General features: G+C 68.0%; 16 protein-coding genes. 5 read left to right on the top strand and 11 right to left on the bottom strand.

Going from position 1 to position 20,712, the window contains the following annotated elements:
* Position 1 precedes the first annotated feature (1 nt).
* From U742_RS0108850 to U742_RS0108810, 9 genes are all read right to left on the bottom strand, one after another.
* Positions 2 to 1,552, bottom strand: a complete 1,551-nt coding sequence (locus U742_RS0108850; RefSeq protein WP_051660968.1) for an FGGY-family carbohydrate kinase — start codon at positions 1,550 to 1,552, stop codon at positions 2 to 4.
* Positions 1,549 to 2,541, bottom strand: a complete 993-nt coding sequence (locus U742_RS0108845) for an ABC transporter permease (protein ID WP_051660996.1) — start codon at positions 2,539 to 2,541, stop codon at positions 1,549 to 1,551. The genes U742_RS0108850 and U742_RS0108845 overlap by 4 nt, the downstream gene beginning before the upstream one ends.
* Before the next feature lie 5 nt (positions 2,542 to 2,546).
* Positions 2,547 to 3,551 carry an ABC transporter permease gene (locus tag U742_RS0108840; protein ID WP_081852909.1) on the bottom strand — a complete coding sequence of 335 codons (1,005 nt, stop codon included), beginning with the start codon at positions 3,549 to 3,551 and terminating at the stop codon, positions 2,547 to 2,549.
* The gene (locus U742_RS0108835) at positions 3,551 to 5,065 is read right to left on the bottom strand and encodes a sugar ABC transporter ATP-binding protein (protein ID WP_029352148.1); all 1,515 of its coding nucleotides are present in this window, start codon (positions 5,063 to 5,065) and stop codon (positions 3,551 to 3,553) included. The genes U742_RS0108840 and U742_RS0108835 overlap by 1 nt, the downstream gene beginning before the upstream one ends.
* A 78-nt stretch (positions 5,066 to 5,143) precedes the next feature.
* The gene (locus U742_RS0108830; protein ID WP_081852908.1) at positions 5,144 to 6,187 is read right to left on the bottom strand and encodes a sugar ABC transporter substrate-binding protein; all 1,044 of its coding nucleotides are present in this window, start codon (positions 6,185 to 6,187) and stop codon (positions 5,144 to 5,146) included.
* 119 nt (positions 6,188 to 6,306) lie between these two features.
* A complete protein-coding gene (xylB, locus tag U742_RS0108825) occupies positions 6,307 to 7,785 on the bottom strand; it encodes a xylulokinase (protein WP_029352145.1) in 1,479 nt (492 codons plus the stop codon).
* Positions 7,786 to 8,008: 223 nt separating this feature from the next.
* Positions 8,009 to 9,553 carry a glycerol-3-phosphate dehydrogenase gene (gene glpD / locus U742_RS0108820; RefSeq protein WP_029352143.1) on the bottom strand — a complete coding sequence of 515 codons (1,545 nt, stop codon included), beginning with the start codon at positions 9,551 to 9,553 and terminating at the stop codon, positions 8,009 to 8,011.
* The gene (locus U742_RS0108815; protein ID WP_156034171.1) at positions 9,546 to 10,391 is read right to left on the bottom strand and encodes an HAD-IIB family hydrolase; all 846 of its coding nucleotides are present in this window, start codon (positions 10,389 to 10,391) and stop codon (positions 9,546 to 9,548) included. Before U742_RS0108815 ends, glpD begins: the two co-directional genes overlap by 8 nt.
* A complete protein-coding gene (locus tag U742_RS0108810) occupies positions 10,388 to 11,731 on the bottom strand; it encodes an iron-containing alcohol dehydrogenase (protein ID WP_051660967.1) in 1,344 nt (447 codons plus the stop codon). Before U742_RS0108810 ends, U742_RS0108815 begins: the two co-directional genes overlap by 4 nt.
* Before the next feature lie 206 nt (positions 11,732 to 11,937).
* Here U742_RS0108810 and U742_RS0108805 point away from each other — a divergent pair, with 206 nt between their 5' ends.
* The 5 genes from U742_RS0108805 (at position 11,938) to U742_RS0108785 (ending at position 18,146) form a co-directional block, all read left to right on the top strand.
* A complete protein-coding gene (locus U742_RS0108805; RefSeq protein ID WP_051660966.1) occupies positions 11,938 to 12,930 on the top strand; it encodes a sugar-binding transcriptional regulator in 993 nt (330 codons plus the stop codon).
* A 723-nt stretch (positions 12,931 to 13,653) separates the two neighbouring features.
* Positions 13,654 to 15,054, top strand: a complete 1,401-nt coding sequence (locus U742_RS0108800; RefSeq protein WP_051660965.1) for an MmgE/PrpD family protein — start codon at positions 13,654 to 13,656, stop codon at positions 15,052 to 15,054.
* Complete coding sequence (locus U742_RS0108795; protein ID WP_029352132.1) at positions 15,051 to 16,160, top strand: 4-oxalomesaconate tautomerase; 1,110 nt, start codon at positions 15,051 to 15,053, stop codon at positions 16,158 to 16,160. The genes U742_RS0108800 and U742_RS0108795 overlap by 4 nt, the downstream gene beginning before the upstream one ends.
* Positions 16,161 to 16,328: 168 nt before the next feature.
* The gene (locus tag U742_RS0108790) at positions 16,329 to 17,078 is read left to right on the top strand and encodes an IclR family transcriptional regulator (RefSeq protein WP_029352129.1); all 750 of its coding nucleotides are present in this window, start codon (positions 16,329 to 16,331) and stop codon (positions 17,076 to 17,078) included.
* A gap of 87 nt (positions 17,079 to 17,165) precedes the next feature.
* A complete protein-coding gene (locus tag U742_RS0108785) occupies positions 17,166 to 18,146 on the top strand; it encodes a D-2-hydroxyacid dehydrogenase family protein (RefSeq protein ID WP_029352127.1) in 981 nt (326 codons plus the stop codon).
* Positions 18,147 to 18,184: 38 nt separating this feature from the next.
* On the opposite strand, the gene U742_RS22480 is transcribed toward U742_RS0108785, so the two are convergent.
* Both U742_RS22480 and U742_RS0108775 read right to left on the bottom strand, forming a co-directional pair.
* On the bottom strand, positions 18,185 to 19,564 hold the full coding sequence (locus tag U742_RS22480) for an MmgE/PrpD family protein (RefSeq protein ID WP_051660963.1): 1,380 nt from the start codon (positions 19,562 to 19,564) through the stop codon (positions 18,185 to 18,187).
* A gap of 99 nt (positions 19,565 to 19,663) precedes the next feature.
* Positions 19,664 to 20,674 carry a Bug family tripartite tricarboxylate transporter substrate binding protein gene (locus tag U742_RS0108775; protein ID WP_029352122.1) on the bottom strand — a complete coding sequence of 337 codons (1,011 nt, stop codon included), beginning with the start codon at positions 20,672 to 20,674 and terminating at the stop codon, positions 19,664 to 19,666.
* Between the last annotated feature and the right edge of the window lie 38 nt (positions 20,675 to 20,712).

The raw sequence follows: 20,712 nt of genomic DNA, 5'->3' as shown, positions 1-20,712 counted from the left end.
ATCAGGCGGGCACGGCCCGCTCACGCACCTTGGCGTGCATGAGCGGGGCGAGCGCGACATGGGTCGCGCGGTAGTCCTCAAAGATGGACGCGTAGTGCGCCCCGGCCTCGCGGTCGGGCTCGATCACGAAATCCTCGCGGACCATCGCCGCGGCGCCTTCCGGCAGGTCGCGGAACGCGCCCGCGCCCACCGCGGCCACGATGGCCGAGCCGAAGGCGGAGGCCTCGCTGACCTGCGGGACGCTGATCGGCACACCGCTGACATCGGCGTGCATCTGCAGGAGGAAACGGCTGCGCACCGTGCCGCCGCAGGCGGTAAGGGAGCTCACCGCGATGCCGTTGGCGGAGAGCGTGCGCAGGATGTTCTCCGTGCCGTAGGCGACGGATTCGATCAGCGCCCGCAGGATGTGGTCGGGCGAGTGCTTGAGCGTGAGCCCCCAGATCGCGCCGCGCAGGTCGTAATCGGTATAGGGATTCCGGTTGCCCTGCCAGAAATCCAGCGCTACCAGCCCTTCGGCGCCGATCGGTATGTCGGCCGCCCGCGCCATCATGGCCGCATAGGGGTCGCCGTCATGGCACAGCGCCTTGCCGAAATGATCGTGCCACCATTTTATGATGGAGCCCGAGGAGACCTGACCGCCCTCCAGCACGTAGAGGCCGGGCACCACGCAGTCGGGATGCGCGCCGAACAGGCCCGGCACCTCGCCGGGCTGGTCGGTCATGCTCAGCACGAGGTGCGACGAGCCGGTGATGAAGGCGGAGCGGCCGGCCCGGCAGACATCGAGCCCGACCATCGCGACATAGGCGTCGGTGCCGCCGCAGACCACCAGCGTGCCGCGCCCGAGCCCCATGATCCCGGCCACGTCGGGCGCCACCGGCCCGATCGGCGCGCCGAGCGCCAGCACATCGGCGGGAAAGCGCTCGGTGATGCCGGAAAGACCGATTCGCGCGAAGAAGCCTGCCGGCCAGCCGCCGGCAAGGCCGCCATGGAACCACCGGTTGCTCGCCTGGTTGAGGCCGAGTGTCAGCCGCCCGGAGAGGCGGTAGGCGATGTAGTCCGCCATCTCGACGAACCAGCGGGCGCGCTCAAACACATCCGGCCGGTTCTCCTTGATCCAGAGGATGCGCGGAATCATCCACTCGGCGCTCACCCCGGCACGGCAGCGGGCCAGCGCGGGATCGCCGCACTCGGACATGCGGCGGGCCTGGGCCGAGGCGCGCGTGTCCATCCACAGAATGGCCGGCCCGATGGGCGCGCCCGCCTCGTCGAGCGCCACCAGGGTGCTCGACGTGCCGTCGGCCGAGATGGCGAGGATGTCGTCGGGCGCCGCGCCGGCGCGCGCCACCGCTTCGCGCACCGCGGCGCAGGCGGCCTCCCACCAGTCGGCGGGGTTCTGCTCGGCCCAGCCGGGCTTCGGATGGGTGGTGGGATAGTTGCGGGTGGCCGTGCCGCGCACATGGCCGGTGAGATCGGACACGATGGCGCGCGCGCCGCCGGTGCCGCAGTCCAGCCCGACCACGAGGGGCCCGGTCGCTCCGGGATGCATGTTCATGGCCGTCCCCCCTTGGCGAAGCCGTCCAGCGCCCGCCCCATGCGCACCGCCATGGCGACGCCGGCGAGCAGCAGCACGCCCTTGATGATCTCGCGCTGGTAGTCCGGCCATCCGAGCAGGGCACCGCCGCTCACCAGCACCGCCAGCAGCAGCACGGCGGTCGCGGTGCCGATCACGTTGGGCCGGCCGATGCGGATCATCATGCCGCCCAGGAAGACGGCGGTGAGGCCGTCGATGAAGTAGGAACTGCCGATCATCGGCTGGCCGGAGGACAGGCTCGCCGCCAGCAGCACCCCGGCGACCGAGGCGCAGACGCCGCTGATCAGATAGACCAGCACCATGAGGCGGTGGACGGACACGCCGACATCGACCAGCGCCTCCTCGTTCTGCTCGGCGGCGTAGATGTAATGGCCGAAGGTCAGCCGCTCCTGCATCCACCACGCCGCCGCGTAGAGCGCGGCGACGAAGAGCGCGATGAGCGGCACCGGACCGATATGGGCGGCGAGGAAGTCGCCGAGGCCGCCGGCGTCGTCGATACGGATCGAGGTGCCAGCGCCGATGGCGGCCGCGGCAGAGGCGCACACGCCCCCGGTCGCGATGGTGGTGATCAGCGGCGAGAGCCGCATCCGGCCGACCAGCAGGCCGTTGACCAGCCCGACCACCCCGCCGACGGCAATGCCGCACAGCGCCGCGAGCGTCCAGCCGCTGCCCTGCGCGAGCAGCCCGGCGGTCGTCATGTTGGCCAGGGCGGCGATCTGCATGAAGCTGACGTCGATTTTGCCGGCGGCGATCACCCAGGTCAGCCCGAGCACCATGATCGCCATGATGCTGGCGCTGCGCAGGATGGTGACGATGTTGCCGGCATCCAGCATCTGCGGCCGTCCCGCCGCGAAGGCGAGAAGGGCGGCGACCAGCGCCAGCGCCAGCCACCAGCGGCCAATGTTCCTGAAGCCGGCAAAGGAGATCTGCGGGCGCATGGTCGAAGACATCTCGGTCACGGGTGGATCTCCCGGGTCTTTCGGCCGATGCCGAGGAGGGCCATCAGCAATGCCGCTTCCCGCCGCAGCCGCTCGTCGAACAGGACGACCCCGGCCAGCAGGATCAGGCTCACGACGCCGTCGCTGTAGTAATAGGGCACGCCGAGCAACGAGAAGCCGTCGAGCAAGATGGTGATCAGCGCGGTGCCGGCCAGCGTGGCGGGGATGGAGGCGCCCCCGAGCAGCGCCGCGCCGAGGAACACGGCGGCATAAGCCGGCATCAGGAAATTGGCGCCTTCGTTTGTATCGGCCGTTCCCGATTCCGCGAGGATGAGCACGACGGCCAGCACCGCGGTCGCCGCGCAGACGGCGAAGGCGCCCATGGTGTAGAGCCGCACCGGAATGCCCGAGAGATAGGCCGAGACCGGGTTCTCGCCGGCGGCGCGGAAGGCGGTGCCGAACCGCGAATGGTGCAGCACGATGTAGGCGACGCCATAGATGGCGATGAGAAAGTAGAACGAGGCGTTCAGGCCGAAGAAGCGGATATCGTTGAGGTCGATCAGGCCCGAGGTCATGAAGTTCTGGAAGATCGTCCGCCCGCCCGTGTAGAGGAAGGCCATGCCGCCGACGATCGAGCCCGTCGCGATGGTGGTGACGATGTCCGGCAGCCGGCCATAGGCGACGGCAAAGCCGTTCACGAGGCCGATCGCCGTCCCGACGGCGAGGCCGGCGGCGAGCGCGACACCGAGCGAATATCCCCCGGCGATCAGGAAGCCGATGGTCATTGCCGCGAAGGAGGCGATGCCGGGGAACGACAGGTCGTATTTGCGCACCACCACCACGAAGGTGAGGCCGAGCGCGGCGAGCCCGTTGGCCGCCATGTGGCGGGTTACGGCGGTGAGGTTGCGCATGGAGAGGTAGCGCGGCTCGATCAGCGCGAAGATGGCGACCACCGCCGCCACGAGAGCGAGGAAGGCCAGCATGCGGTAGAAGCCGGAGGACAGGCGTGAGGTCTGCGTCATCAGTGCAGGCTCCCCATGATTCCGGCAGCGAGCAGCCGGCCGCGGGTGATGTCACCTGAGGGCTGGCCGATCTGCCGGCCCTTGTAGAGCGCGAAGCTGCGGTCGGAGAGGCCGTGCACCTCGTCGCAGTCGCTGGACATGACGATCACCGCGGCGGTCTCGGCGAGATCGCGCATCAAGCCGTAGAGGCGTGAGCGCGCGCCGATGTCGACGCCCACCGTCGGCTCGACGAAGATGTAGAGGCCCGCCCCTGCGAACAGCCCCTTGGCGACCACGATCTTCTGCTGGTTGCCGCCGCTGAAGTCGCTCACCGCGCGGTCGAGCAGCGGCGGCTGCAGCGTCACCTTCCGCGCCAGCTCGGCGCTCGCGCGGCGGTTGCGTCCGCCGCGCAGCAGGCCGCCGAGGCCGGAGGCCTTGTCCAGATTGGCGAGCGTCATGTTGAAGACCGAGGCCTGACTCAGCGTCAGCCCCTCGGTACGCCGGTCGCCCGGCACCAGGAAGATGCCGTTCGCCAGCGCCTCGCGCGGCGTGCGCGGGGCGATATCCCGCCCGCCCAGCCGCATCTTCCCTTCCGCCGGCCCCATGGCGCCGAACAGCACCTTGGACAGTTCGTCGAGGCCGGAGCCGACCAGCCCGAACACGCCGACGATCTCGCCGCGCCGCACGTCGAAGCGGATGTTGTCGAGCACGCCCGGTAGCCGCAGTCCGTCGACGGAGAACACAACGTCGCCCGCCCCGGCGTCGTTGCGCCGGGGTGGATAGACGTGGTCAAGCGTCTCGCCGAGCATTAGCTCGGCCAGGGTGACGCCCTCGGCACGTGCCGCCTCGACGCTCATGGTGGTGATGCGGCGGCCGCCGCGGAACACGGTGAGGCGGTCGACGATCTCCATCACCTCCTCGAGGCGATGGGTGATGTAGATGATCGAGATGCCGGAGGCGCGCAGATGCGCCATCAGCCGGAACAGCACGCCCTTCTCGACCTCGGTCAGCGTCGAGGTCGGCTCGTCGAGGATGAGGACGCGGATGTTCTCGCGCGACAACGCCTGCAGGATGGCGACGATCTCGCGCTCCACCACCGACAGGCTGGAGACGCGGCGGGAGAGGTCGATCTCCACCGGGAAGCGGGCGAGCAGCGCGTCGGCCCGCCGGCGCATGGAGGCGCGGTCGATGCGGCTCCAGAAGCCCCGCCGCGCGCCTTCCATGCCGAGGAAGATGTTCTCGTAGCCGGTGAGGTCGCCCACCAGTTCCGGGTGCTGCTGGACGGCGGCCACGCCATGGGCGATGGCATCGCGGGGCGAGCGGAACTCTACGCTGCGGCCGTCGATCTCGATCGTGCCCTCGTCCTTGGTGTAGACGCCGGACAGGATCTTGATGAAGGTCGACTTGCCGGCGCCGTTGACGCCGAGCAGCGCGTGGATTTCCCCGCGCTCCAGGGTGAAGTCCACATCGCCGAGCGCCAGCACGGGCCCGAAGCGCTTGGCGAGCCGCGATATGGTCAGGACGGGCTGGGCCATGACAGGCTTCCTCACGGATGTCGGCAGCGGCGCCGACGGGAGCCGGAGGCGGCATGCCGCCCCCGGCCGGCGGGTGGCTCAGACGGCGCGCGCCCAGCCCATCTGCTCGGCGCGGCCCGGCACGTCGTAATCGTCCGGCAGCCCTTCCTTGAGCATGTCCTGGGTGACGGCATAGGCGGGGGTGATGACCGTGCGCGGCGTCTTGCGGCCGGCGAGGTGCTCATGGGCGTAGAGCACGTCGAGATAGGCCATCTCGTAGAAGGACTGCGCCATGGTGAGCTTCAGTTGCGAGCCGGCGGCGATGTAGTTGAACGCCTGCGAACCACCGTCGATGCCGGTGATGATCAGGTGCGGGCGGTCGGCCGCGCGGGCGGCGAGCGTGCCCTCCACCGCCGCGCCATCCCAGGCGCACCACACGGCGGCGAGATCATCATGCGCGGTGAGGATGTTGTCGACCGCCTGCCGGGGCGTGACGTTGCCGGCGAGCGCGAAGGCCCAGCTCGTCACCACCTTGATGTCGGGATAGCGCCTCAGCGCCCATTCCATGCCGAGGGTGCGCTGGTCCCAGCTCTCGTTCTGCGGCAGCAGCACACGGGCGATCGGGCCCTTGCCGTTCAGCTTCCGGGCGATGAAGTCGCCGGTGTAGACGCCCATGCCGAAATTGTTCGACATCGCCGTGGTGTTGACGGCGACGCCGGGGATCATGCTGTCGGCGGCGAAGACCGGGATGCCGGCACTGATCGCGCGCTGCACCGCCGGTGCGATGGCCACCGCATCGGCCGGGGTGACGAACAGTGCGTGCGGCTTGCTGGCGACGAGCGAGTCGATCTGGTCGGACTGCTTCTTGGCGTCGAAGCCGGCATCGGTGGTGGTAAGCGTGCCGCCGAGCTCCTTCACGGCGGCCTTGAAGCCGTCCTGGAGATGGCGGCCGGAATCGTAGGTCGTCCAGCCGAGCGCCGCGGCGAACTTGTAGTCGGCGGCGATGGTCGGGCGGATGTTGAGATACTGCGCCGCCATCAGGGCGGTGCCGGCCGTCAGCAGCATGCGGCGGGACATCCGGAAGCCGCCGGAGCCTTCGCTCGCTTCCACACGCGGCGCGCCGTTCTGTACGTAGTCCTTCATGGGTCGTTCTCCCTGGTCGAAGACGTCCTGTTCCGCGGCGTGCCGACGGAGCGGACCTTTCGTTTTCAAGTGCCTTCCGGGCGTTGCACCGGCAGGCTGGCGTTGGTTCAGGCGTATCCTCAGGCGTGGCCGTGCAATGCCATCGAGGCGTTGCGGACGGGGGCGTAGAGCCCACGCCACTGCGTGAAGGCGTCGCGATAGCTGTCGGCAAGAACCGGGTCCGGCTCGATCGTCCGTACGATCCGCGGCCGGCGCAGCACGTCGCGCGGCGGTGCGTTGGTCGCCGCGATCATGCCGAGGCGGGCCGCACCGAAGGCCGCGCCAAGCTCGCTCGCCTCCGGAATGTCGATGACGCGGTCGAGGGCGTTGGCCACCATCGACATCCAGAGCGGCGAACGCGACCCGCCGCCGATCCCGAGCAGGCGCTCGAAGCGCGCGCCATTGTCGTGGAAGCCGTGGGCGGCGTCGGTGAGCGCGAAGGCGACACCCTGCAGCACTGCATGGGTGAGCGCCCTCGCGTCCGTGCCGTGATCGAGGCCGACGAAGGCGCCGCGTATCTCGGCATCGTCCTGCGGGCTCCAGCAGCCGTCGAGGAAGGGCAGGAACAGGAGAGGACCGGCGGGCCGCGGCGCGTCCCCGAGATCGCGGACGAGCTCGGCCGCCGGACGTCCGAGCAGACCGGCAAGCCAGTTGAGGCATGAGGTCGCCGAAAGGATCACCGACATCTGGTGCCAGATGCCCGGCACCGCGTGGCAGAGCGTCTCGATCGCGTGGTCACGGCTCGGCCGCGCCTCGTTGGTGGCGACGAACAGGACGCCCGAGGTGCCGAGCGACACCGTGCCGGCGCCCGGCTCGATGATGCCGCTGCCGCAGGCGCCGCAGGCATTGTCGCCGCCACCGCCCGCCACCGGCGGCCGGTTCACCATGCCCCAGCGGTCTGCGAGGCCAGGGGTGAGCAGGCCGCTCGGCTCGGTGCCCTCGACCAGACGCGGCATCTGCGAGCGGTCGAGATCGGTCGCCGCCAGCAGCCGGTCGGACCAGGCCCGGCGGGTGACGTCCATCCAGAGCGTGCCGGAGGAATCCGCCATGTCGGACACCTTGTCGCCGGTCAGCTTCAGGCGGATGTAGTCCTTGGGCAGCAGCACGGTGCGGATGCGGGCGAAGTTCTCCGGCTCGTGCCGCTGCACCCAGATCAGCTTGGGCGCCGTCACGCCCGGCGTCGCGCGGCGGCCGGCAATGGCCCGCAGTTCCGGCTCGCGCTCCTCGAGCTGGCGGCATTCGGCGGTGGAGCGCGTGTCGTTCCACAGGATGGCGGGCCGGATGGGCCGGTCGGCGGCGTCGAGCAGCGTCGCCCCGTACATCTGCCCGGACAGGCCGATGCCGCGGACGGCGGCCATCTCCTTCGGGTGATGCCGGGCGAGGTGGTCGAGCGCCTCGCAGACGGCATCCCACCAGATCTCGGGGTGCTGCTCCGACCAGCCGCGATGCGGCCGGTCGACCGACAGCGGCCGCGACGAGCCCTCCGCGAGGATGCGCTGTTCCTCATCCATCAGGATGGCCTTCACCCCGGACGTGCCGAGGTCGATTCCCAGATACATGTCGTCACCCGCTCTTACGGTGTGAGGTGACCTGGGGTTCTCCCCAGGGGCGTTTTCTCCCGTGGCGTCGGCCTTTTGACCGTCCGCCGCCCGGCGGCTTGTGCCGCCTGTTCTGTGGTCGTCAGGCGGCTTGTGCCGCCCTTCTTTGTCTCGGTGCGGCTGGCTGGGCCGCGTTAGGCGTGGTGTCTGCGTCGTCCTTCTGCGTTCAGGCGACTTTCTGCGTTCAGGCGACCTGCGAGAGGCCGTCGAGATACTGGTCCATGTCCCGGACCTGCTCCTTGGAGAGATGCAGGCCGAGCTTGCTGCGCCGCCAGAGGATATCGTCGCTGGTCGTCGCCCATTCGTTGCGGCGCATGTGCTCGATCTCCGCCTCGGTCAGCCCGCCACCGAAATGGCGGCCGAGATCCGATGGCTTCGTGGCCTTGCCCAGGATCGCCGCCGCCTCGGTGCCGTAGTAGCGGGCGAGGCGCACCGCCTCGCGCGGGGCGAGGAACGGATAGTCCTCGCTCAGCTCGCGCCGGAGCGCGTCGAACGCCTGCATGGGGAAATCGCCGCCGGGCAGCGCCGCGCGTCCGGTCCAGCCGCGCCGGTCGGCGATCTGCTCCCGCAGTTGCGGAGCGTAGAGCGGGGAGATCCTGTCGAGAACGGCTTCGGCGAGGCGGCGGTAGGTGGTGATCTTGCCGCCAAAGATCGACACCATCGGCGCCCCACCGGCCGCATCGAGTTCGAGCACATAATCGCGGGTCGCGGCCTGCGCCGCGCCGGCGCCATCGTCATAGAGCGGACGCACGCCGGAATAGTGCCACACCACGTCGCGCTCCGACACCGGCCGGGCGAAATAGCCGCTCGCGGCGCGGCAGAGATAGGAAACCTCCTCGTCGCTCGCCCGCACATGGGCAAGGTCGCCGGTATAGTCCCGGTCGGTGGTGCCGATGAGGGTGAAGTCCTGCTCATAGGGGATGGTGAAGACGATCCGCCCGTCGCTGTTCTGGAAGATGAAGCAGCGGTCGTGCCGATAGAGCTTGCGCACCACGATGTGCGAGCCCTGCACCATGCGCGTGCGCCCCTTGGGTGAACGGCCGGCGAGGTTGCTCACCACATCCCCCGCCCACGGCCCGGCGGCGTTGACCAGGACCGGCGCGCGCACCGTGCGCCGGGCGCCGCCGGCGCCCTCGACGGTCAGCGTCCATCCCTGCGCATCCGAGCGGGCCGCGGTGCAGGCGCTGCGGGTGAGAATCCGCGCGCCGTGGCGCTCCGCGTCGCGGGCATTCAGCACCACGAGGCGGTTATCCTCCACCCAGCAGTCGGAATATTCGAAACCGACGGACAGGCCCGGCTTCAGCCCCTCGCCGATCGGGCTGGAGGCGAAGTCGACCGTGCTCGTGCCTGGCAGCGCCTTGCGGCCGCCGAGATGGTCGTAGAGGAACAGCCCCAGCCGCAGCATCCAGCGCGGGCGCATCTGCGGCACGTGGGGCAGCACGAAGCGCAGCGGGCGCACGATGTGCGGGGCGATGCCCCACAGCACCTCGCGCTCCTCCAGCGCCTCGCGCACCAGCCGGAACTCGTAGTGCTCCAGATAGCGCAGCCCGCCATGCAACAGCTTGGTGGAGGCTGATGAGGTGGCGCCGCCGAGATCGCCGCGCTCACACAGGAAGACCTTCAGCCCGCGCCCCGCCGCGTCGCGCGCGATGCCGCAGCCATTGATGCCACCGCCGATGATGGCGAGGTCGTAGACATCGGTTCCGCCGGTGAGCGCCGTCTCAACCATGGTGGCGCACTCCATGGCCGAGAGTTTCCGGCGCGCCGTCGCGGGCGGCGAGAACCAGGTCGGCGACCTCGACGAAGCCCTCTCCGCCCCGCCCTCGGGCGACGAAGCTCGGCAGGTGCGGCTCCGTGTCCTTGAAGTCGAGCACGTTGGCGACGCCGAAGGAGAGCGGGAAGAAGTCGAACATCGGGCCGTCATTCGGACTGTCGCCGACGAAGACGATGCGCCCGCGGTCGTCGTCGAGGTCGAGACCGAGAATGTCGTGGGCGAAGATCCGGCTCATCGCCAGCTTGTCGTAATCGCCGAACCAGCCATTGACGTGGATCGACGACAGCTTGGCCACCGCTCCCGCCGAGGCGAACAGGTCGAGCACCCGGTCGACCGATTCCCTCGGCAGCGGGGGAACATCCTCGCAGACGTCGATGGCGAGGTCGGCCTCGCGGTAGAGCTGGTCCGAGGCGATGCCGGTGCCCGGAACCTCGCGCAGGATGATCTCCCGCAGTTCGGAAAGGCGGGCGCGGTTGCGCCGGCGCTCCTCATCGGTGGCGAAGAAGCGCTGGATCATGCGCTTCTGCTCCCGGCGATAGGAGAAATAGAAGGCGCCGTTCTCGCCGACCACGCCGGCGACCGGCCAGAACCGGGCGATCATGTCGCACCAGCCGGCCGGGCGGCCGGTGATCGGCACCACAGCAAGGCCCGCGGCGTCGAGCCGCTCCAGTGCCTCATAGGCGGCCGCCGGCAGGCGCCCCTCGCAGGTCAGCGTGTCGTCAATGTCGGTGAAGACCGCGGCGATGCCGGACAGCGCCGACGCGTCGAGGGCGGAGAGCGGGCGCAGGCTCATCGTCCTTCCTCCGCGATGAAATCCTCGAGGATGCCCATGCCGGCCGCCAGATCGAGGAAGGAATAGCGGTCGCGCATCTCCGGGCTGTAGCGCAGCGCGTCGCGGTAGAGGTCGAGGTCGATGCCAAGCTCGCGCGCCGTCGCCGCCCCGCCCGCCGCGCGCAGGTGCTCCGCCAGCACGGCCGAGGGAACCGACATGTCGAGGAGCCGGGCGCGCAGGTCCGGCCAGAGCAGGGCGAGGCGGGCGTTGAAGGCTTCGCAGCCGGCTTCATCGAGCGCCTTGGCGCGGCTCGCCGCGATACAGGCCTCGACCGCCGCGGGCGGATAGCGCCGGCGCAGGGCGTCCTCGTCGACGGCAACGGGATGGATCACCGGCGCCTGCTTCCGCGAGAGGATCCGCTCCTGCAGCCGCGCCATGGTGACGGAGGTTACGCCCACCTGCTGCCCGTGCACCGTGCCGGGGTGACGGTCGCCGGCGAAGCTGTCGATCCAGTGCGAGATCTGATGCTCACCCATGGAGCCGGGATGGCTCATGCGGGCGACGGAGATGCCGAAGCCGGTCAGGGTGAGCAGACGGTGCAGATAGCCCACCGCTTCCCGGTCCCCCTCGGCGAGCTCGGCCGAGCGGGCCAGAAGGGCGCGCTCGTCGGCGTCCTGCAGCGCATAAGGCGCCTCGCAATAGGTGGTGCCGAACATCCGGTTGGAAAAATACCAGTCCACCTGCGCGGTCGAGCGGCACAGGCTGTCGCCCAGCCCCGCCGCGATCAGATAGGCGGGGGCGGAGGCATTCACCGCCAGATCGATGAAGACGCCGCGGGCCGCGTGGGCGTTCTGCGTCGTCTTCAGGCCGGACGAGAGGGTGATGGAGGCCGTCGTCGAGGTGTAGCCGTTCATCGACGGCGCGGTGCCGAACACGCAATAGGGCCGGCCATCCTTCGCGGTGGCGTATTTGCACAGGTCGTTGACGGTGCCGGAGCCTACCGCGACCAGCGCGTCGGCGCCGCGCGTCTTCTCCTGCAGCGCCGCCACCTGCGCCTCGTCGGCATGGGGATGATCGAGCACGACGCCGACGGCCGAGGCGCCGAGCGCGGCGGCGACGGCGACGCCCTGCGCGTCCCAGGTGTCGCGGTCGGCGACCACCGCATAGCGCGTCGCCGGCATGTTGCGGCGAACGAGATCGGCATGGGCGCCGTCCAGATCGTCGGCGATCACTACGCAGGCGAAGGGAACCTCGGCGGGGCGCCCGGTATCGGGGCTGATCCAGCGGCCCGCGATCACGTCGTCGATCAGATCGGTCCAGGGCGCGCGGGTGGTCTCGCGCACCATCACGGGGCGATTCATGCCGGTGTTCCCTCCCGGGGATGTCTCTTGCTTGTTGCTGGCATATTTCAATTGACTATGACGTTTGTCAATATCGTTTTTCATGACCATCTGAAAAATGCCGAAACGGTGCCGGAAGGCCCGAAATCCGCTAGAAGAAGCGAAGAATCGCGACCCGCCGGCACTCGCCGGAGGTGATGGCGTGGCGCGACAAGGGAGGGGCATCGATGGGCGAGCCACATGAGACGCAGTTGCGCCGTCCCCGGCGCCAGCCCGCCGTGCCGGCGGAATTCGGCCTCGATCCGGTCCTGTGGGCGGCGTGGCTCTATTACGAGGAGGGCCTCAAGCAGGACGACATCGCCGAGAAGCTCGGCGTGTCGCGCGCCTCGGTCTTCAACCTGCTGCAGCGCGCGCGCGACGAGGGGGTCGTCAACATCAAGATCGACCCCTCGCGCATGGAGCGCGTGACGCTGGCACGCGACATCGAGGCCGCCACCGGCATCGATGAGTGCTTCATCATTCCCGACGAGGGCGCGGAGGAGCCCCTCCACGACCGGATCGGCCGCTTCGGCGCGCGACTGCTGGAGCAGCGCCTGACCGGCGAGGATGTGCTGGGCGTCGCCTGGGGCCGGACGGTCATGTCGCTGTCGAAGGCGCTGGCGCCGCTGCACCTGCCGGGCGCATCCATCGCGCAGGTCACGGGCAGCTCCATCGCCACCTATGACTTCTCACCCGAGCTGTGCACCTCGAACATCGCCATCCGCGTCGGCGGGCGCTGCATCAACCTGCATGCGCCCGGAATCGTCTCCAGCGCGAAGATGAAGCAGCTCCTGATGGAGGAGCCGATCATCGAGCAGCATTTCAGGCTGCTGCGCACCTGCACCAAGACGCTGTTCGGCGTCACCCATGTGGGCAGCGAGACCCTGCTCAAGGACAGCGGCTTCATGTCCGAGCCGATCCTCGCCGAATATCAGCGCCGCGGAGCCATCGGCTTCGTCTCCGGCTATTTCTTCGACCGGCAGGGCAATCCGGTGCTGACGGAGATCGACGCCCGGCACATCGTGATGCCGCTGGAGGACTTCCTGAAGGTGCCGGAGCGCATCTGCATCGGCGGCGGCATGGAGAAGGTCGAGGCGATCTCCGGCATGCTGAAGGGCGGCTACGCCAACATCCTGGTCACCGACGCGGCGACCGCGCGCATGGTTCTGAGATCGTACTAGGGAACGCGCCGAGCCATCCCGGTGGCATCATCCACCCTCGGCAATCAATCCCCCGTAGAGTTCGCCGCAACAATCCCGCTAGAAACCCAGGCCGCCTGAGGCCACAAATCACCCCCGGACTCTCTCCTAAGCCGGAGGAGAAAAGGGTCTCAGGTCAATCGGCGGTGCGGTCCGTCCCCATTGATCATCGTCCAGTGCCAAACGACGGCTCACCGCAAAACAGGTGTTATCGGCCACTGGCCGACTGCCGCGTTAGGGTCCTCGGGACGAGCATGCGGTCCTGACCGACAATCCCTGCCGACTTGCTAAGCTGACTGACGATGCAGGGCGAGGTTTTTCGGCAGCAGGTCAGCAGCACATCGACTGACTAGCGTGCCGTAGCCGAGGGCGCTCTAGGGATCGAGGATTGTATGCACCCTTGGGCGCCCACACTCCTGATCTCGCGCCCGCAATGGTCACGCCTAAAGCCGTGCCGATGGCTCCACTTCCTTGTGCGACCGCTTCCCCCGACGTGCTGCCGGCCATGGAAATCGGTCGCGGCCTGCAAATGCTGCTGCGCTGTCGGCCCGGCCCGTATGGCCCCTCCCGAAGCTAGCTGCCGGAGGGCATTTCAGCCACCTCTAATTCGCCGTTCAAAATACGGTTTCATTTCTCTTGCGCAAATAGTGAAACCGTATTTTATTGAACAAAATATCAGGCTGAATTCAGCAGGGGGTAGCGTTCGTGGACGCCATTCTGGAGAGCTTCGTCGCCTTCGCGACGGAACTCGCTTTTGACGACATTCCGCTACCGGTGGTGATGGCCGCCAAGGAGCGGCTGATCGATTCGCTCGGCTGCGCGATCGGCGCCCACGACACGCCAACCGTGAAGGTGGCGCGCGCAGTAGCCACCCAGCCGGCGCAGCCAGCGTTCGCCGGCCGGATGCTCGGCACGGGCGAGGTTGCCGCCGCCGATGCCGCCGGCTTCGTGAATAGCTGCATGATCCGTACACTCGACTTCAACGACACCTATCCCGGCGTTCATCCGAGTGACACCATCGGCGGGCTGCTCGCCATCGGCGCGCAGAGGGGCGCGTCCGGCCGCGATCTGCTCACGGCGATGGTCGTCGCCTACGAGGTCTTCATCCGGCTGCAGAGAACGGCACAGTTCCGGGAGCGCGGATGGGACCAGGGCGCCGGGGTGGGCAGCGCCTCGGCGGCCGCGGTCGCCAATCTCCTGAAGCTGACCCCGGACGTGACCCGGCATGCCATCGCGCTCGCCACCGTGAACAACATGCCGCTGCGCGCCACGCGTGCAGGCCAGCTCTCGATGTGGAAGGGTGCGGCGACGGCATCGGCCGTGCGCAGCTCGATCTTCTGCACCCAGCTCGCGCAACTCGGCATGACCGGCCCCGAGGCGCCGTTCAGCGGGCGCCACGGACTGGCCGAGCAGATTTCCGGGCCGATCGAGCTTCCGGCTTTCGGCCATGAGGCGGACTGCTTCTTCCTGCCCCGCGTCAGGCTGAAATACTGGCCGGTAGCGTACAACATGCAGCTCGCCGTGTGGGCGGCGATCGAACTGCGCCGGCAGGTCGCAATCGAGAATATCGCCGCGATCGAGGTCGAGACTTATTGGCAGGCCTGGAGCGAGAGCGGCAGCGAACCCGCCAAATGGGACCCGCGCACGCAGGGCACGGCCGATCACAGCCTGCCCTACATCATGGCGAGCACGCTTCGCCACGGTACGATCGGCCCGGAGGCCTTCGAGCCGGACGCCTATCTCGATCCGACCATCCGCCCGCTGATGGCGTTGATATCGGCGCGCGTCGCCGACGATATCCAGAACGAGTTCCCCGAGACAATCCGCATGCGCGCGACAGCGTGCGACAAGGCCGGCCGCCTCCACCAGGCCGAGATCGTCAATCCGCCCGGCCACGAGACCAGTCCGATGTCGCATGCCGGAATCGCCGAGAAGTTTGCCCGCCTGTGCGATCCGGTGCTGGGCGGCCCGCGGACCATCGAGGCTCTCGACTATTGGTGGGCCATCGACCGCTCGCCGGATATTTCGGAAGGCTTCGACCTTCTGGAGATCCCGGCGGCAAGCGGGCGGCCGGCGTGCCTTTGCCAGGGAGCCCGGGTCCAATGACGCTGCAAGTCGGCATTCCCTGCATCGTCATGCGGGGCGGCACCTCGAAGGGGCCGTTCTTCAAGCTCTCGGAACTGCCCGAGGACCGCGACACCCTCACCAACGTCCTGCTCGCCGCAATGGGCTCCCCCGATCCGCGGCAGATCGACGGTCTCGGGGGCTCGGACACGCTCACCAGCAAAGTGGCCATCGTCAATCGGTCGGAACGGCCGGGGATCGATGTCGACTACCTGTTCGCGCAGGTGTCCGTGGACCAGCCGGTGGTCGATACCGAGCCGCCCTGCGGCAACATGCTGGCCGGCGTCGGTCCCTTCGCAATCGAGACCGGCATGGTCGAGGTGCAGGACGGCGTCACGCGGATCGTCATCTACAACGTCAATACCGACAGCCGCATCGAGGCATTCATCCAGACCCCCGGCGGGCGGGTGGAATATGAGGGCGAGACGACGATCGACGGCGTGCCCGGTACCGCCGCCGCCGTCCGTCTCAATTTCATGGACATTGTCGGCTCGAAGACTGGCTCGATGCTGCCGACGCGGAACACGATCGACGTGGTCGAGGGCATCGAGGCCACGCTCATCGACGTCGCCATGCCGATGATGATCGTGCGGGCCCGGGATCTCGGCAAGACCGGCTACGAGACCCCGGCCGAGCTCGATGCCGACAGGTCGTTCTTCGCGCGGCTGGAGGCCATGCGTCGAGAGGCCGGCCGCCGGATGGGGCTCGGGGATGTATCCGGCAAGGTGATCCCCAAGATCGCGATGGTGGCGCCGCCGCGGGCCGGCGGCGCGGTAGCCGCGCGCTATTTCGTGCCGCACAAGACGCACGCGGCCTTCGCCGTGACCGGGTCGATCTGCGTAGCGAGCTGCGTGGCGCTTTCCGGCTCGGTCGCCGACGGCGTCGCCGATCCGCCGCCCGGGGACGACAGGATCGTATGGATCGAACACCCGAGCGGCCAGATCGATGTCGCGCTGGCGACACGCGGCCAGGGCGCCAACATGGAGGTCGTCAGCGGAGGCGCTATCCGCACCGCGCGGAAGATTATGGCGGGCGAGGTTTTCGTGCCCGCGTCCGCCTGGGCGGGACGAGCCGTGGTCGCAGCTTGACGTTACGTCTGGTGAGCGTCTGCGTGGCCGCAAACTTCTAATGCACGACATACGCAGGACTGCTATACGGCCCTGTTCTCGATTTTCGCGGGTGCGGGGGTCGGCCGCGACAAGTCCTTTGCTGGGCTGCGTGCCGGTCCGTCTGCGCCGCCTTTATGCGGTATCGGCATGGCGACTGGAGTTGATGCGGTCGAGCGGGCTCTCCTCGTTCTCGAGGCCTTCAAGGACGGCTCGAGGGTCATGTCGCTCAAGGAGATCTCCGAGAAGACCAAGTTGAACAAGGCGACGATCCTTCGTCTGATGGTCTCGCTCGAACGGTTCAATTACATCGTCCGGCTCGGGGAAGGCCGCTTCTCGCTCGGTCCCAACCCCATCCATCTGGGCGCTGTCTATCAGCGCTCCTTCCGCGTGAGCGATCATGTCCTGCCGGTCCTTCAGGACATGATGAACGAGACCGGGGAAACGGCGGCCTATTTCATTCGCGAGAAGGACCTCCGCGTCTGCCTGTTCATGGTGGAATCGCCCAACACGCTGCGCTCCCATCTGCGCGAGGGCGACGTACGTCCGCTGCGGCCAGGCGGCACGGGTCTCGTGCTCGAAGCGTTTTCGGGAGGGGAAGGTGAGGAGTATGAACGGCTGAGGCAGTCCTATATCGCCGTCAACATCGGCGAGCGCCACCCGGAAATCTCGTCCGTCGCCGCGCCGGTGTTCAGGATCGGACAGCAGTTGGTGGCGGCGGTCTCGCTTTCCGGCCCGACCAGCCATTTCGACGAGCAGACGATCCCGTTCCTGTCGCGCTCGGTTCTGGAGGGCGCGGCCCGCCTCACCTACAGCTTCGGCGGGGACCCGACGCCGCTGGACCTGGCTCGCCACGGAATCCCAAAGACGGAACGGCCGAAGCGCCTGCTGGAGAATTGACGTCCGGCGGGACTTACGTTCTTTTATTTTATCAGGCGATACGATATTTTGTTCATCGATACGATTGTCTCGATGGCGGAGGCGCGCATGCGTATCGCGATACTCGACGACTACCAGTCCGTCGCCCTGTCCATGGCGGACTGGAGCGTCCTGCCGGCGGGGGTGGAAGTGGTCTCGTTCCGGGATCACCTCCACGACGAGGACGCATTGGTCGCGCGGCTTGAGGGGTTCGACGCCATATCGCGCATGCGCGAGCGCACCGAGTTCCCGCGGCGGGTGCTGGAGCGCCTGCCGCGACTGAAGCTCCTGCTCGCCACCGGCCGCCGCAATTCCGATACGATCGATCTGGCCGCGGCGACCGAGCTCGGCATCACTGTCTGTTCGACCGCCTCGATCCCCTGCTTTCCGGTGGAACTGACGTGGGGGCTGGTCCTGGCCCTGTTCCGCCGGATTCCATTCGAGCACGCCGCGGTGCAGGGCGGCGGATGGCAGTCCGGTCTCGGACGCGGGCTGAACGGGCGTACGCTCGGCGTCGTCGGCCTGGGCACGATCGGGCTGCCGGTTGCCAGGATCGGGCAGGCCTTCGGCATGGAGGTGATCGCCTGGAGCCGTAACCTCACCGCCGAGCGCGCCGCCGAGGCCGGGGTGGCGCGAGTGAGCAAGGAAGAGTTGCTGGAACGTTCGGACGCGGTGACGCTCCACGTTCCGCTGACTCCGGAATCGACCCACCTGATCGGCGAGGCCGAGCTCGCACGCATGAAGAGCGACGCCTATCTCATCAACACCTCGCGTGGCCCGCTGATCGACGAGGCGGCGTTGGTGCGCGCCCTGAAGGGACGACGTATCGGCGGCGCCGGTCTCGACGTGTTCGATGTCGAACCGCTGCCAGCGGAGCATCCGTTGCGCGGTCTCGACAATGCGGTGCTCACGCCGCATATCGGCTACGTGACCGAAGACAATTACCGCATCTACTTCACCCAGACCGTGGAGAACATCCAGGCCTATCTGGCGGGCAAGCCGATGCGCGTGCTGATGCCGGGCGACAAGGTGCTGAACTTCGCGCATTGACCGGCGCGCCAGGCCGTAGCCGGGCGCGCCTTGAGTCTTCAGGCGGGCTGCGGCTGACGCCGCGCGACTCTGGAGGAGAGCAGCGCGCACAGCGCGTCGAGATCGGCGGCCGTGTCGATGGTCCGCACGGCCTGCACGATGGCGTCGGTCCTGTCCCGTCCCAGAACCGGGACCGACAGCCCCTCAAACTTGGTGACGATCTCCGCAAAGCCGAGCGGGCTCTCGACGCCGCCGCGCGGATTGGCCGCCTGTTCCGAATAGGCGCGGCCCGCCGCGACCACGTTCAGGATCGCCCCGCGCTCGCCCGGCCAGGCAGCGGTGAGCCCGTCATCCACCACGACGCGCATCTTCCGCATCAGATCGTGTACGTCCTGCCGCCGCAGCGCCTCGTCGGAAAAGTCCTCGAGCGTCAGTCGTCCGTTCGCCAAGGCCATGGTGGTGCAATAGGGGATGTTCAGCATGGCCGCGAGAGAGGTTTGCGGCGGCTCGGCCGTCACATGCCAGGGCTTGTCGCAATAGGCGTAGGTACGCAGTTCGATCATCTCGATCGCCTCGGGCCGGACGCCGTGGGCGCGGATCCGCAAGGCGAGGTCCACCGGCGCGTGGGTCTGCCGGCAGGACGGAAATGGCTTGATGTCGGTTGTAGCGATCGCGAAGCTCTCGCCAAGGCCGGCCGTGAGCTGCTCGGGATCGCCGCCATCGGCAAGAACGTTGAGAAAGCCGAGTTCGCCGTCGATGGCCGCGGCAGCGCCGCGCAGGCCTTCGCGAGCCAGCAGCACCGCTACTCCGCCGGCGCGCGCGGCGAAGCCGGCATGGAGATGCTTGGTAGCTGCGCCGTCTATCCGGTACTGGGTGAGGCCCCCGGCCTGGCTGCAGGCGATGCCGATCGCCGAGACGGTCTGGGCGGGATCGAGCTTCATCAGCACGGCCGCGCTCGCCGCCGCGCCGACGACGTTGCAGGTGCCGGTCGGATGGAAGCCGCGCTTGCGATGGGCCGGCCCGCCGGCCAGGGCGGTGCGGACCGACCCCTCGTAGCCGGCGACCACCGCGGCGAGGAAGTCGCGGCCGCTCGCGCCGGCATATTGGGCGAAGGCGAGGGCGGCCGGCACTACGGCGGCGCCGGCATGCACGAAGCGGTGGGCGTCGTCGAAATCTATGGCGTGCGCCGAAACGCCGTTGAGGAACGCGGCATCCAGGACGTTCGCGGTGTCGGAGGTCGCGATGACGGTGACGTGGCCGGATGATCCGAGCGTGCGAATCATCCGCGCGCTCTCGCGGGCATGGGGGGTCTGCGAGCCACCGATCGCCACGCCGATGGTGTCGAGGATGTGAATCTTCGCGCGCTCGACGACGGCGTCGGGCAGCTCGATCTCCGGGACCGAGAGCAGGAAGCGCGAGAGCTGTTCGGTGCGATCCATCGTGATCTCTCGGACATGTCGAGTTGAACGGCCGCTCCTGGGCCGCCTGGAAGAAGGCTGGCGCGACGGGGCCGCACCAGCTTCGCGATTTTCACGGCATCAGTTGGTCTTCTTGTCGTAGATGCTTCCGTACTTCGCGAAGGCATCCCAATGCGCCTGGATCACATCCTTCATGATCTGGTCATGGGTCATGTTGACGAGCAGCTTTTCGTCGACGCCGGTCTTCTTCATGGCTTCGATGACGCGGGGGTCCTTCAGCGCTTCGGTGAGCGTGTCGTGCAGTTTCTGCACGCGGTCAGGATGGGCGTCCGCGAACGCCTTGTGGACGAGGATGCCGCGATAGGAGGCGATGGGGAGCGTGTCGGTGCCGATCTCCTTGTCGAAGGCCGGCGCGTTGCTGGTCAGGCCGGGAACGGGGTTGGTCGGCATCGGGACGCTGATGATGCGCAGGCCGTTGCCGCCGCGTGTGAAGGTGCCGACCTTCGAATAGCCGACTTCGAGATGGCCGCCGAGCACCTGGGTCGTGATCTCACCGGAATTGGAGTGCGGGATGATCTCGAACTTGGCGCCGGTCTGTTCCATCGCCTGATGGATCTGCAGGTTCTCGGGGCTCGCCCAGTAGGAGATGCCCATGGTCACAGGGCGCTTCTTGGCCGTCTCGATGATGTCCGTCATGGATTTGAACGGGGAATCGTCCTTGACGAAGATCGCGCCGGGATCGATGCCGAACGAGCCGACCGGATAGATGGCCTCCTCGTATTTCCACCTCGGCTTTTGCTGGATGTACATGATCGAGCTGGAGCCGAGATTGCTCGACAGGATCACCGAGCCATCCTTCTTCTGGCCGAGGAAGTAGTCGTAGCCGACGCGGCCGCTCGCCCCGTCGCGGTTCTCGTAGATGAACTTGGTGCCGAGCTTCTCGGCCCAGACCTCGCCGAGCGCGCGGGTCTGGGCGTTGTGGCTGGAGCCGACATCGTGCGAGACGACGATCGTCATCTGCGGCGGCGGCCAGTTGTCCGCGGCGAAAGCGGCGCCGGCGGTCAGTGAGACCGTCGCGGCGAAGGCGGCAAGCGATCCGGCAAGTGAGCAGGCAAGCGATTTGGCAATCATGTTGTGTTCCTCCTATTTGGCCTGTTGTTCATGGCCTT

The organism is Allobosea sp. 117, from assembly GCF_000702305.1.
Classification (GTDB): Bacteria; Pseudomonadota; Alphaproteobacteria; order Rhizobiales; family Xanthobacteraceae; genus Ancylobacter.
The sequence above is the reverse complement of the archived record's forward strand: the minus strand, read 5'-3'. Positions and strand labels throughout refer to the sequence as shown.

What these genes read in the sequence shown, in the direction of transcription:
- U742_RS0108830 (WP_081852908.1), bottom strand. Translation starts at nt 6,187, where the DNA reads ATGAAGGACTACGTACAGAACGGCGCGCCGCGTGTGGAAGCGAGCGAA.
- U742_RS0108795 (WP_029352132.1), top strand. Translation starts at nt 15,051, where the DNA reads ATGACGCTGCAAGTCGGCATTCCCTGCATCGTCATGCGGGGCGGCACC.
- U742_RS0108775 (WP_029352122.1), bottom strand. Translation starts at nt 20,674, where the DNA reads ATGATTGCCAAATCGCTTGCCTGCTCACTTGCCGGATCGCTTGCCGCC.
- glpD (WP_029352143.1), bottom strand. Translation starts at nt 9,553, where the DNA reads ATGGTTGAGACGGCGCTCACCGGCGGAACCGATGTCTACGACCTCGCC.
- U742_RS0108840 (WP_081852909.1), bottom strand. Translation starts at nt 3,551, where the DNA reads ATGACGCAGACCTCACGCCTGTCCTCCGGCTTCTACCGCATGCTGGCC.
- U742_RS0108845 (WP_051660996.1), bottom strand. Translation starts at nt 2,541, where the DNA reads ATGTCTTCGACCATGCGCCCGCAGATCTCCTTTGCCGGCTTCAGGAAC.
- U742_RS0108785 (WP_029352127.1), top strand. Translation starts at nt 17,166, where the DNA reads ATGCGTATCGCGATACTCGACGACTACCAGTCCGTCGCCCTGTCCATG.
- U742_RS22480 (WP_051660963.1), bottom strand. Translation starts at nt 19,564, where the DNA reads ATGGATCGCACCGAACAGCTCTCGCGCTTCCTGCTCTCGGTCCCGGAG.
- xylB (WP_029352145.1), bottom strand. Translation starts at nt 7,785, where the DNA reads ATGTATCTGGGAATCGACCTCGGCACGTCCGGGGTGAAGGCCATCCTG.
- U742_RS0108850 (WP_051660968.1), bottom strand. Translation starts at nt 1,552, where the DNA reads ATGAACATGCATCCCGGAGCGACCGGGCCCCTCGTGGTCGGGCTGGAC.
- U742_RS0108835 (WP_029352148.1), bottom strand. Translation starts at nt 5,065, where the DNA reads ATGGCCCAGCCCGTCCTGACCATATCGCGGCTCGCCAAGCGCTTCGGG.
- U742_RS0108790 (WP_029352129.1), top strand. Translation starts at nt 16,329, where the DNA reads ATGGCGACTGGAGTTGATGCGGTCGAGCGGGCTCTCCTCGTTCTCGAG.
- U742_RS0108805 (WP_051660966.1), top strand. Translation starts at nt 11,938, where the DNA reads ATGGGCGAGCCACATGAGACGCAGTTGCGCCGTCCCCGGCGCCAGCCC.
- U742_RS0108810 (WP_051660967.1), bottom strand. Translation starts at nt 11,731, where the DNA reads ATGAATCGCCCCGTGATGGTGCGCGAGACCACCCGCGCGCCCTGGACC.
- U742_RS0108815 (WP_156034171.1), bottom strand. Translation starts at nt 10,391, where the DNA reads ATGAGCCTGCGCCCGCTCTCCGCCCTCGACGCGTCGGCGCTGTCCGGC.